Consider the following 11,351-nt stretch of genomic DNA (forward strand, 5'->3'; position numbering starts at 1 on the left):
TCCACCGTCGTCGCTCGGGAGGGCGGCGGCCGACGCCTAGGCTGCGGGCTCTTGCGAGCGTGCTGTGGCGCGACTCGTCGTCGCGCACGCAACTTTGACGGTTCCAAATCGGTTTCATCCCGGTAAAACTAGGGCGAAAGCCTTGCCGTGGCGGCCTCGCGCCCCCAGATGAAGGCTTCCAGCCCCAAGGAAACCCTTCACCGACGCAGGAGCGCCGATGCCGCATGCCGACAGCCTGATTATCACCCTGGTCGGAGGTTTCGTCCTCGCCTTCGTGTTCGGCATGTTGGCCAATCGGCTGAAGCTGTCGCCTTTGGTCGGTTATCTGGTGGCGGGGGTCGTGGTCGGCCCCTACACGGGCGGCTTCGTCGCCGACACCGAGCTGGCGCCCCAGTTGGCCGAGATCGGCGTCATCCTGCTGATGTTCGGTGTCGGGCTGCACTTCTCGCTGGCGGACCTGATGAGGGTGCGCAAGGTCGCCATCCCCGGCGCCCTGGTCCAGATCGCCGCCGCCACCGCCCTGGGCTGGGTTCTGGGCCGGTTCCTGCTGGGGCTCGGCGACGTCGAGGCCCTGTTGCTGGGCTTCTCTCTGTCGGTGGCCTCGACCGTGGTGCTGCTGCGGGCGCTGGAAGAGCGCAAGCAGCTCAAGACCGACGCCGGCCGCATCGCCATGGGCTGGCTGATCGTCGAGGATCTGGTGATTGTCATCGCCCTGGTCATGCTGCCGTTGCTGATCATCGCGCCGGGCGAAACGCTGAGCGGCGCTGAACTGGCCAAGTCCATCGGCTGGACCCTGGTCAAGGTTGCCGGTTTCGTCAGCGTCATGCTGGTCGTCGGCGCCAAGGTCCTCCCCTGGGTTCTGGTGCGGATCGCCCACACCAAGTCGCGTGAACTCTTTACGCTTGGCGTTCTGGCCATCGCACTGGGCATCGCCTGGGTCGCCTATTACCTGTTCCACTCCTTCGCCCTGGGCGCCTTCCTGGCCGGTCTGGTGCTGAACAGCTCGCCGCTGGGCCACAATGCCGCCGAGCGCTCGCTTCCGCTGCGCGACGCCTTCGCCGTGCTCTTCTTCGTCTCGGTCGGCATGCTGTTCGATCCGATGATCCTGGTGCGCGAGCCTCTCGCCGTTTTGGGCGTCCTGGGCATCGTCATCATCGGCAAGTCCCTGGCGGCGCTGGCCATCACCACGGCCTTCAAGCTGGACCGCCCGACCAGCCTGACAGTCGCGGCCAGCCTGGCCCAGATCGGCGAGTTCTCCTTCATCCTGGCCGCCATCTCGGTGTCCCTGGGCGCCATGAGCCGCGAAACCCACGACCTGATCCTGGCGGCGGCCCTGCTGTCGATCTCGCTCAATCCCTTCGTCTTCGCCCTGATCGACCGGATGGGCGGGCGGATCGTGACGCCGCCCAAGAAGGAAGAACCCAAGGCCGCCCTGGCCGACGTCATGTAAATGAAAAGAGGCCCGGAGATCGCTCTCCGGGCCTCTTCCGAATCGGCCGCCTGACAGGGGGCTTACAGGACGCCGATCATGCTGGCGACCAGAGGGTGGCGCACGATGTCGCGTTCGGCCAGGCGGACCACGGCGATCTCGGGCACGGCCTCCAGCCGCTCGGCGATGTCCGACAGGCCCGACACGCCGGGCAGCAGGTCCGACTGTTGCGGGTCGCCCGTCACCACCATGGTCGAGTGCCAGCCCAGCCGGGTCAGCAGCATCTTGAGTTGGACGTAGGTGCAGTTCTGGGCCTCATCCACCACGATGAAGGCGTTGTTCAGCGTGCGGCCGCGCATGTATCCGATGGGGGCGATCTCGATCAGACCCTCGGCCATCAGGGCCTTGACCCGCTTCATGCTGAGCCGGTCCGACAGGGCGTCGTAGAGGGGGCGCAGATAGGGGGCCAGCTTGTCCTCCATGTCGCCGGGCAGGAAGCCGATCGACTCGCCGGCCTCGACCGCCGGGCGCGACAGGACGATGCGGCCGACCTTGCCGGCCTCCAGCGCTTCGACCGCCTTGGCCACGGCCAGATAGGTCTTGCCGGTCCCGGCCGGGCCCAGGGCCAAGACCAGGTTGGCGTGGTCGATGGCGGCCATCAGTTCGGCCTGACCGTCCGACTTGGGCTTCAGCGTCTTGAGGTAGCCCTGGTCGCGTTCGTCGTTGGAGGGATAGGGCGACCAGCCGTTGCGCGGCGGCAATCGCCGGACCTTGGCGTCTTGCAGGAACTCCCGCGAGTCCAGCACGCCTTCGCGGACCTGATGCTTGATGGCCGAACGCTTCGTCATGAACGCCTCCAGGGCATGAAAAAAGGCGCGTCCGGCAGGGACACGCCTTGGTCGTCGGTGGGGGAGGAGGGGACCGGAGCCACGCAGCAGCCGCCCGGATCAGCTGCAGGATCGTCGCCGCAGCAGAGGCGTCGTCCCGGAACCGGTCGCGAACACGCCATGCGCATTCTCCAGCATCTGACCGGACCGGGCTTGATCCGGCTTCGGATCCGGGGCCGAAATGGCGACCTCGAATCGCATCAACAGAATGATGCTAACGTAGTTTATGAGGGCTTAAAGCCATCATTTTCTGAAACATAAGGCGTGTTCGGATGAGTGTTTACAGTCTTGGCGACAGCAAGCCCCAGCTTCCGCCGGAGGGCGAATACTGGATCGCGCCGAATGCAACGGTTCTAGGGAATGTGATTCTGCATCCCGGCGCCAGCATCTGGTTCAACACGGTTTTGCGAGGCGACAATGATCCCATCGTGGTCGGCGGCGACAGCAATATCCAGGACGGCAGCATCCTGCACACGGACGTCGGCTCGCCCCTGACGATCGGCGCGGGCGTCACCGTGGGGCACAAGGCCATGCTGCACGGCTGCACCATCGGCGACAACAGCCTGGTCGGCATCGGGGCGGTGATCCTGAACGGCGCGCGCATCGGTAAGAACTGCCTGATCGGCGCCAACGCCCTGATCACCGAGGGCAAGGTCATTCCCGACAACAGCCTGGTCATGGGCCAGCCCGGAAAGGTGGTGCGAGAACTGGACGAGGGGCAGATCGAGGCCCTGCGCATCTCCGCGCAGCACTATGTTCAGAACTGGCAACGCTATGTGCGGGATTTGCAGCCTTTGACCTAGCTTCGAGCCTGACGCGTCAGGATGGCACAGCTTGTCGGTCGTCGGCGCGTAATCGGGCAACGGAAACGCAAGGCTTTTGCGCTTTCATGCAGCATTGAACCGGCCCGCGACTTGCAAGGCGCGGGGCAAGAACAATGCAGGAGCCCAGCCGATGCGGGTGCGGATCAAGACTTTGCTGGCGGCCGCCGGCGCCCTTATCGGCGCCATGGCGATCGCTGACGCGGCGGCGGCGCAATGCGGAGGCAACACCTGCCAGCCGCCTCCGCCGCCCCCTCCGCCGCCGATCCCCGGCGGGCCTTGCGGCGGCGGCGGATGCCAGCCGCCCTCGCCGCCGCCGACCTATCCAGGCTGTGGTCCGCGCGGCTGCCAGCCGCCGGTCGCGCCGCCGTGCTGCGGCTCGGGCGGCAATGTGAACGTGAACGTCAATGTGAACGCCAACGCTTCGGCCACGGCGCGCGCCTTCGCCGGCTCGCGCAGCGGCGCGACGGTGATCGTCGGCAGGAGCGGCGGCGCCTACTTCAACGTTGACCAGCCCTATCCGACGACGATCCAGGGCCTGACAGTCGAGGGCAAGACGATGGAGATGATCCGCGTTCCCTATACGGCCTCGCGCCGGATGGAGAGGCGGGTGGTCATCCAGGCCGTCTGCATCGACGACCGCGCCGTGCCGCATCCGGCCTCGCAGGTTCGTCCTGGCCGCGACGTGGCCATGGACTATGAAGGCGAGCTGTACCGCTGCATCGCCGGCACCAAGCTGCAATGGACCATCGCTGATGAAGCCGGCGGTCCGGGCGAAACCATCAACTGCAACAAGCGCGACGCTCTGTGGTACGGCCGCGGCGGCCAGTTGGAGTGCCGTCCGGAGAAGCAGGAGCGCGACTGCAACGAGCGTTCGCTGCTGCGCCGCTACGGCGCGGGCGTGAAGGTGCTGACCATGATCCGCGAAGAGACCTACACCGAATACCGCGAGGAGATGGTCGAGAGCGCCGGGGCCGTGGCTTCGGGGGCGGTGATCATGCTGGACGGCGGTGTCGGCGGCCGCGTCTTCTGAACAGGCCGTTCAGCCTGGCGTCAGCCGGGTTGAGCTAGAGTTGGATCATCGACTCTCCGTCGATTAGGCCAAAAGGCTTGGGGCCCCGATCCGCTGGATCGGGGCCCCTTTTTCGTCGACGTCAACCAAGCCTTACTGCGTCGCAGCCTTGTCCGACACGACCTCGGCCTTCCATGCCGTGTCCGCCTTCAGGTACTGCCGTGCGGCGGCCTGAATATCGGCGGCGGTGAAGGATTCCAGATCGCTGATGTGCGTCTGGATCTGCTCCAGCGAGGCCGGTTTGGCGGCCAGGTCTTCCAGTTGGCCGAGCCAGTACTCGTTGCCGGCTTGGCTGCGACGCAGGGACTCGATGACCGGCAGACGGGCGCGGTTCAGTTCGTCCTCCGTCACAGGGGTGTCGCGCAGGGAGGCGGTGATCGCGTCCACGGCGGCGTAGAAGGCCGGGATCTTGTCTGCCGCCGTCTCCGCCATGACGAAGATGGAGCCGTAACCCTTGAACACGTCCGAGGACGAGGAGGAGACGCGCGGAGAATAGGCCAGGGCCTGCTTCTCGCGGATTTCCTCCAGCACGCGCAGCTTGAAGACCTCGGCCAGGATGTTGACCTTGCGCGCCTCGGTGCGGTCATCGACGGAGTCCGTCGTCGGCCAGGCGATGTAGCCCAGGGCCTGCTCGGCCGGACCCGAGTGGGTCAGGCGCACCGGCTGGGCGGTCGGCGCCGGGAAGCGACGCTGGTCCGAACCGGGCAGGGGCTGGGCGGCCGGGGCGCGGGCGGGCAGGGCGGCGAAGGTCGAAGCCACGGCCTTGATCGCATCATCGACCGTGACGTCGCCGACCATGACGATGTCGATCGGGCCCGACGCCATGCCCTGGATGACGCCTTGCTTCAGCTCGTCCAGGGTGAAGGCGGCGATGTCCGAAGCAGCCGGCACCGTCTCACGCTTGTCGCCGCTGGCCAGCAGACCGGCGGCCTGGATGCCGAAGGCGCCGCCGGGCGTCGCGCGCTGCTGGGTCAGGATCTGCGGGAAGAAGGCCTTGATCTGCTCGAACGGCGCCGGGCGCAGGCCCGGATCGGTCAGATAGGCGGCCAGCACCTGCATCTGCAGTTGCAGATCGGCGGGGCGGGTCGCGCCCGACAGCTGATAGGCATCGCCGTCGATCGAGAAGCCGGCGCTGTAGATCTTGCCCGTCAGAACGCGGCTCAACTCATCGGCCGTCAGCTTGCCGAGGCCGCCCTGGGTGAAGACCATCGGAGCCAGCATCTGGGAGGTGAAGCGGTCGGTCGGCAGGCCTTCTTCGCCGATGCCGGTGCGAACCGTCATCAGGATCTGCTCATCCTTGAAGTCGGTCGGCTTGACCGTCAGGCGCACGCCGTTGGGGAAGGTCACGACCGTGGCGCCGACAGCGGCGACTTCCGTGCGGCTGCTCGGAACTGCAGCGGCGCCGAAGTTCGCATAGGGCCATTCCAGTTGAGCCTGCTCGGCGCGAGCCGTGACCGGGACGGTGCGGCTGGCTTCAAGGGCGGCGGTGACGCCGGCTTCGCCGCCTTCGATTGCTTCAGGCGTGATGACCAGAGCCAGAGGGCCGTAGCCTTCGAACACGGCCTTGACCGCCGTGCTGACCTGCTCGGCCTTCAGATCCTTCACGCTGGCCTCGAACCGGGCGAGGTTGTCAGCGGGGGAGGAGAAGACCTTGTCGTCATTGGCCGAGCCCAGCAGGGCGTTGGCCAGGGCCGGGGTGCTGCGCGTTGCGGCGGCCTGAACGGCGTTCTCCAACGCGGTGCGGGTGTTGGCGATCTCGCGGTCGAGTTCGGTCTGGGTCACGCCGAACTGCACCAGGCGGCGCTGCTCCTGCTCGATGGTTTCCAGCGCGCGCTTCAGGCCGCCGGGGTTGAAGCTGGCCGAGACGCTGCCGAGGTCGACGGTGTCGAACAGGCTGCCCTTGCTGGCGCTGGCGCCGATGAAGGGCGGATTGTCGGCGCGGGCGATCTCGCCCAGACGACGGTTCAGAACCGCGAGACCCAGGTTCTGCACCAGGGCTTCACGACGTTCGGCGACGGTGTCGGGATCGAGGTCTGGATTGCGGATCCAGTTCAACTGGATCGAGGACTGGATGCCCGGCTCGACCAGGATGCGGGTTTCGGCCGAACGTGGCGCGACGGTTCCCAGATCGGGATTCGGGCTGTCAGCGGCCTTGGGCGTCCAGTCGCCGAAGGTCGCCTTGATCTTGGCTTCCATCTGATCGACGTCGAAGTCGCCGACCGCGATCATGGTGGCGCGTTCGGGGCGGTAATAGGCGTTGTAGAACTCGACGAAGCGTTCGCGCGGAGCCGAGCGAATAATGCTGAGGTCGCCGATCGGCAGGCGGTTGGCCAGGCGCTGACCGGGCGCCAGCAGGGCGATCTGGGCCTTGAGCGAGCGCAGGCCGGGGGTGTTGCGCAGGCGCTCTTCGCCCTCGATGACGCCGCGCTCCTCGTCGATGGCCTCAGCCTTCATCAGGGCTTCGGAAACCTGTTCGCGCATGATGCGCAGCGAGGTGTCGACGGTCTCGTCGTTGGTCCGCGGCAACTCCAGGGTATAGGCAGTCTGGTCGAAGCTGGTGAAGGCGTTGGTGTCGGCGCCGAAGGCCAGGCCGAGACGTTCCAGGATTCGCAGCAGGTCGTTCTCGGGCACATTGGTCGTGCCGTTGAAAGCCATGTGCTCCATGAAGTGGGCCAGACCCAGCTGGTCGTCGTTCTCCATCAGCGAACCGGCCGCGATCCGCAGGCGCAGCGAGGCCTGCCCCGGGGGCGTGGCGTTCTTCATGATGGCGTAGCGCATGCCGTTCGGCAGGGTGCCGAAGCGGACGGCGGGATCGGCCGGGATGTCGCTGGCGGCCTGGGCCCAGGCGCTGGAGGGCTGGGCGTTCTGCGCGACCGCGGCGGGCGCCGTCGAGCTGACGGGCATGGCGACGGCGGGCAGGGCAGCCGCGCCAAGAAGGGCGAGGCTTGAGGCGGCAAGCAGCAGATGGCGAGCGGATCGCATTCAGTAGTCTCCGGACCGTGCGATCAGGCTGCCCCCGGGACTGACTGCGGCCCTGCACGTTGGTCGCGTGCAATGACCTATGCACGTTCGCTCAAAATGACAAACGTGCTTGACTACCTCAAGTTACCGAAAGTTAATTTCCTCCGGTCCGCGTGACGTAGAAGGTCGCGGAGTTGCCGACCGCGTTGGCGCCGGCGATGACGTTGCGGCCATTGCCGTTGATGGTGGAGTTGACGATCGCGCTGACGTTGCCGCTGTTGCTCTGAACATTGCGAACCTGGAGGTCGCCGCCGCACTCGGCGCAGGCGTAGCCGGTGACCGAGTTGCCCGCGGCGTTGGCGCCGACGTAGGCGTCGTATCCTTTCTGGCCGACAAAGGAGGCAGTGGCTTCGACCCCACCCGAGTTCATCTGCGTGTTGTCGATGTCGACATAGATGTCGTTGTTGCCGACCGTGACCTCGTTGGCCACGGCGCTTGCGGTCGCCGTCCCCTTGCCGAAGTCGTAGGAGTTCAACTGAACCGCGCCGCGAATCTGGGCGGTGTTCTCTTGGTCCGTGGTGGGGACCAGGGATCCGCCCTGGTTGTAGAAGGTGGCCTGGTTGCCGCCGGCGTGGGCGCGCGCGGCCAGGTTCCAGCCGTTGCCGGCCCATACGCCTGTGCCAGCCTCGACCATGGCGCCGGACGAGCGTTGCCGCACCTCCAGTTCCTGGTTGGCCGAAGGACCCGACGTCGCCTGAACAGTGTTGGCCACGGCCTGGCTGGAGAACTCGGCCGGGTCGCGCACAAAGCGAGGGGAAGCCTGATTGGTGGCGCGGACGTCGCCGGTCACTGTCTGATTGATCGAGCCGACCAAGGATGCACGGTCGCCGCCGGATCCGCTTCCGGCCAGTGCGGCTGTATTGCCCATAGCGGCGGCGGCGATGGTCCCACCGCCGACCAGCCGCGCGTCCTGTCCGGTGATGACGGTTGTCGCCGTGACGTCGCCGCTGACCATCTGGGTCGCGTCGATCGCCATCTGCGCACTCGCCGCCGTGCCCGCCAGATAGTTGCCGCTCGCCTGGGTGACGCTGGTCACCAGGCCGTTGGTGTCGCCATCCAGGGTGAGCGTGGTCGAAGCCGAAGTCTCGCCGCGCATGTTCTGAGACGAGCGGACGTCGAGGTCCTGGCCATCTGCGCCGCCGGTCAGGCTATTGCCCTGGGCGGCGTTGGACACAGTGACCTGATCGCTGACGTCGACGACGTTCAGCGTCTGGCCCGCAACGACGTCGCCCAGCTGAAGCTGTTCGTTCAGGACCAGACCGCGGTCCTGAGCGACGACCTCAGTAGCGGCCGCGGCGCACATCGCCGTCGCGGCGATCGTGCCAGCGAGACGGATCCGCGCGAGTCTGACCATTGTTCGTGTCCGTGTTTGCATAGGCGGGGTAATAGCCCCCGGTCGGGCCGACGGGAGAGTCGCCCAGAGGATCGTTGGCGGGGTTGAGGCAGACCTCGGGCCCCGGGGCGCCGTAGAGATTGGCCATGAACTCGACCGTGGCGCGCTCCACCAGGGCGCGGACGGCCAGTTGCACGGGCTCAAGGCCGCTGGTCCCGGCCGAAATGTCGAAGACGTTGCCGTTCAGGAAGTCGAAGACGCCCGCCGACACCTCGCGGCCGACGATCTGCTTCTGATAGGAGACGACATCGACGACCTCGAGCGTGGTGGTTTGAACCAGACGCAGGTCGATGGCCACGTTCATGACGAAGACCTTGCCGGTCAGCATGCCCGAGCCGCCGTTGTCCTGAACCTCGCCGCCGGCGATGTCGAACCCGCCCGAGCGGATGTTATAGTTCACCTCGGTGATGCCGCCGACGACATAGAAGTCGGAGCCGGGCACCTGGCCGGCGAGAATGCGACGGTAGGCGGCGTCCTGCGGCCCTCCGTTCGGCTGGTCGTCGCTGATCAGCTTGTTGTTGGCGTAGCGCAGTTCAAGCTCGGACACCGAGGTGTCGTAGCGTTCAACGATGCGCGCGCCGGCCTTGGCCAGGGCGGTGTTCGCCATCAGGGACGCGCCCTGGGTGATCTGGCGCCCGCCGTCCGAGGAGATCGAGCCCGTGTAGTCGCTGATCCGGCCCACCGCCATGCGCGGCGACGGCAGATTGTAGCGGCGGGCGTAGTCGGCCAGGCAGTAGAGAGCGGTCGAATAGGGCGTCGGGTTGGACGTCACCGGGGCATTACCGATCGGCGCGGCGTACTGGCCCGACGGTCCGGCGCTGGTGCTGACGCAGCCGGCCAGAACGCTGGAGACGGCGGCCACGACGGCGGCGGCCCGCAGCGGGCGATTGAAGCGTTGTGCGGTCATCAGAAGTTCAAGGTCCCGTTCAGGGCGGTTCCGGCGGTGATATTGCCGGTATTGGTCTGCTTGGAGTTGACGATCACCGTGTTCCGGTTGCCCTGAACCACGACGTTGAGGCTGTTGCCTATGGCCGTCGCGCCGCCGATGGCCGTGCCGTTGCCGGAGGAGCCGGCCCCGACGTGGCCGCTCGACACCCCTGCGGTTGAACTGGAATAGCTGCTGGCGCCCGACTGGATGATGCCGTTGACGATCAGGCGATTGCCGTTGGCGTCGCGGGTCGAGCCGCTCGAGGGCTGGGCGGTGGTGTAGCGCGAGGCGCCGTAGCCCGCCTGAAACTGGGCGGCGCCCGCCGAACCGGTCGACTGGGCGGCCGCTGCGCCGGCCGCCGTGAGGGGCAGGGCCAGGACCGCGACGGTCAGGATCAGTTTTTGAAACGGCATGAAGCACTCCGCAGGTCGATGCGGGTCGCCAAGCAACCCGCGTGCCAGTCTGGAACGCGGGTCTTAAGATCGGCTTGAGATTGCGCCGGTCTTTGTCCATCAAGGGCTTATGCAGACTTTCACCGACGGCCCGAGCGATCCCCAGCGTGAGCGGATATTCAACGCGCCTTTTCTGCCGATATTGATCGCCGCCTCGATGCCCGTCCTCTTCTGGTTTCAGGAACGGTTGCCCGATCAGGGCATGTCCATGGCTTTTCGGGCTGTGGATCTGTGGCAGGGACGGTGGAGCGGACTGTTCACCTCCATGCTGCTGCACGGGGGATGGGCCCATGTCGCCATGAACGCGGTCGGGGCCCTGGCCTTCGGCACGCCGGTGGCCCGCTTGCTCTCGCGGGGGCTGGGCCCTTTGATCTTTGTCGCCCTTTATATCGTGAGCGGAGCCGTGGCGGCTCTGGGCTATGGGCTGTGCCATCCGGGGAGCGAGAGCCATCTGGTCGGAGCTTCCGGCGCGGTGTTCGGCCTGATTGGCGCATCGACCCGTCTCATGGGGGGACACGGTCGGGTGATGCCCTTGTTCCATTCGGCCGTTCTGAAGCAGGCCGGAGCCTGGATGGCGGCCAATCTGCTCGTCGGCCTGATCGGTCTGGCGCCGGGCGCGGGCGGCGCCAGCATCGCCTGGGAAGCCCATGCTTTCGGCTTCATGGTCGGCATAATCCTGATCGGCCCGCTAGGGCGGTGGTTCGGGCCGGGACCCGATTTGCGTCCTGCCCGCGTCTGAGCGATCCTGCCGTTAGTAGCGGCCGGTCCGCGGTCGCCTCTCTGTCAGACGAGAAGGAGCCGCCATGCTGGTCGCCGAGATTCTGAAGGGGAAGGGGCAGGCGGTCTTCACCCTGTCGCCGGATACGCCTCTGATCGAGGCCTGCGCCGAGTTGGATCGCAAACGGGTCGGCGCTCTAGTTGTCTGTCAAGGAGACGATGTCGTCGGCGTTCTCTCGGAACGGGACGTCGTTCGGGCGATATCGCAGGACGGCGCAGCGGCGCTGTCGCAACCGGCGTCCCGCTATATGACGGCGGACGTGATCTTCGCGGAGCCGACCGAGACCGTGGCGATCCTGATGGGAAGGATGACGGATCGGCGCGTGCGCCATCTGCCCGTCCTTCGAGGGCGCGAACTGGCCGGCGTCATCTCGATCGGCGATGTCGTCAAATGTCAGATCGCGGAAGCCACACAGGAGGCTGAGAGTCTGAGGACCTATATCGCGGCGGGCTGATCGACGTTGCGAGTGATGAAAGACTCTCGTTCGTTGAGATAGTTCGTGAAACTGTCATTCAGGGCTTGTGGACTCGGGGTGGTGTCCGTATATCCGCCGCTCGCTCGGAGACGGGC

9 protein-coding genes and 1 pseudogene are annotated in these 11,351 nt (G+C 66.5%); 5 read left to right on the forward strand and 5 right to left on the reverse strand.

Annotated features, from left to right (window positions below):
• Window positions 1-217 precede the first annotated feature (217 nt).
• Window positions 218-1,450, forward strand: coding sequence for a cation:proton antiporter (locus ACI2KI_RS09710; protein ID WP_404619590.1), 1,233 nt, complete (start codon window positions 218-220; stop codon window positions 1,448-1,450).
• 62 nt (window positions 1,451-1,512) lie between these two features.
• Here ACI2KI_RS09710 and ACI2KI_RS09715 read toward each other — a convergent pair whose 3' ends face one another.
• Window positions 1,513-2,289: a PhoH family protein gene (locus ACI2KI_RS09715; RefSeq protein ID WP_292084259.1), complete on the reverse strand. Its 777-nt coding sequence runs from the start codon at window positions 2,287-2,289 to the stop codon at window positions 1,513-1,515.
• Window positions 2,290-2,588: 299 nt separating this feature from the next.
• Between ACI2KI_RS09715 and ACI2KI_RS09720 the strand changes: the two are divergent.
• Together ACI2KI_RS09720 and ACI2KI_RS09725 are read left to right on the forward strand one after the other, a co-directional pair.
• Window positions 2,589-2,984, forward strand: a pseudogene (locus ACI2KI_RS09720) (gamma carbonic anhydrase family protein); the annotation flags it as partial.
• Between the two features lie 286 nt (window positions 2,985-3,270).
• Entirely contained in the window at window positions 3,271-4,170 is a 900-nt protein-coding gene (locus ACI2KI_RS09725) for a hypothetical protein (RefSeq protein ID WP_404619592.1), read from the forward strand.
• A gap of 132 nt (window positions 4,171-4,302) precedes the next feature.
• Here the strand turns inward: ACI2KI_RS09725 and ACI2KI_RS09730 are convergent, their stop codons facing one another.
• The 4 genes from ACI2KI_RS09730 to hfaA form a co-directional block, all read right to left on the reverse strand.
• A complete protein-coding gene (locus ACI2KI_RS09730) occupies window positions 4,303-7,191 on the reverse strand; it encodes a M16 family metallopeptidase (protein WP_404619594.1) in 2,889 nt (962 codons plus the stop codon).
• A 133-nt stretch (window positions 7,192-7,324) separates the two neighbouring features.
• A complete protein-coding gene (gene hfaD / locus ACI2KI_RS09735; protein WP_404619596.1) occupies window positions 7,325-8,584 on the reverse strand; it encodes a holdfast anchor protein HfaD in 1,260 nt (419 codons plus the stop codon).
• A complete protein-coding gene (gene hfaB / locus ACI2KI_RS09740) occupies window positions 8,511-9,530 on the reverse strand; it encodes a holdfast anchoring protein HfaB (RefSeq protein ID WP_292083867.1) in 1,020 nt (339 codons plus the stop codon). The genes hfaD and hfaB overlap by 74 nt, the downstream gene beginning before the upstream one ends.
• Window positions 9,530-9,964 carry a holdfast anchoring protein HfaA gene (gene hfaA, locus ACI2KI_RS09745; RefSeq protein ID WP_292083865.1) on the reverse strand — a complete coding sequence of 145 codons (435 nt, stop codon included), beginning with the start codon at window positions 9,962-9,964 and terminating at the stop codon, window positions 9,530-9,532. Before hfaA ends, hfaB begins: the two co-directional genes overlap by 1 nt.
• A gap of 247 nt (window positions 9,965-10,211) precedes the next feature.
• Between hfaA and ACI2KI_RS09750 the strand changes: the two genes are divergently transcribed.
• Window positions 10,212-10,742 (forward strand): rhomboid family intramembrane serine protease, encoded by a 531-nt coding sequence (locus ACI2KI_RS09750; protein ID WP_404619599.1) that lies wholly within the window; start codon window positions 10,212-10,214, stop codon window positions 10,740-10,742.
• A gap of 64 nt (window positions 10,743-10,806) precedes the next feature.
• Window positions 10,807-11,235, forward strand: a complete 429-nt coding sequence (locus tag ACI2KI_RS09755) for a CBS domain-containing protein (RefSeq protein ID WP_404619601.1) — start codon at window positions 10,807-10,809, stop codon at window positions 11,233-11,235.
• Window positions 11,236-11,351: the final 116 nt, after the last annotated feature.

It is taken from the genome of Brevundimonas sp. NPDC046655 (assembly GCF_044901625.1).
Lineage (GTDB): Bacteria > Pseudomonadota > Alphaproteobacteria > Caulobacterales > Caulobacteraceae > Brevundimonas.

What these genes read in the sequence shown, in the direction of transcription:
- hfaB (WP_292083867.1), bottom strand. Translation starts at nt 9,530, where the DNA reads ATGACCGCACAACGCTTCAATCGCCCGCTGCGGGCCGCCGCCGTCGTG.
- ACI2KI_RS09730 (WP_404619594.1), bottom strand. Translation starts at nt 7,191, where the DNA reads ATGCGATCCGCTCGCCATCTGCTGCTTGCCGCCTCAAGCCTCGCCCTT.
- hfaA (WP_292083865.1), bottom strand. Translation starts at nt 9,964, where the DNA reads ATGCCGTTTCAAAAACTGATCCTGACCGTCGCGGTCCTGGCCCTGCCC.
- ACI2KI_RS09750 (WP_404619599.1), top strand. Translation starts at nt 10,212, where the DNA reads ATGGCTTTTCGGGCTGTGGATCTGTGGCAGGGACGGTGGAGCGGACTG.
- ACI2KI_RS09755 (WP_404619601.1), top strand. Translation starts at nt 10,807, where the DNA reads ATGCTGGTCGCCGAGATTCTGAAGGGGAAGGGGCAGGCGGTCTTCACC.
- ACI2KI_RS09725 (WP_404619592.1), top strand. Translation starts at nt 3,271, where the DNA reads ATGCGGGTGCGGATCAAGACTTTGCTGGCGGCCGCCGGCGCCCTTATC.
- ACI2KI_RS09710 (WP_404619590.1), top strand. Translation starts at nt 218, where the DNA reads ATGCCGCATGCCGACAGCCTGATTATCACCCTGGTCGGAGGTTTCGTC.
- hfaD (WP_404619596.1), bottom strand. Translation starts at nt 8,584, where the DNA reads ATGGTCAGACTCGCGCGGATCCGTCTCGCTGGCACGATCGCCGCGACG.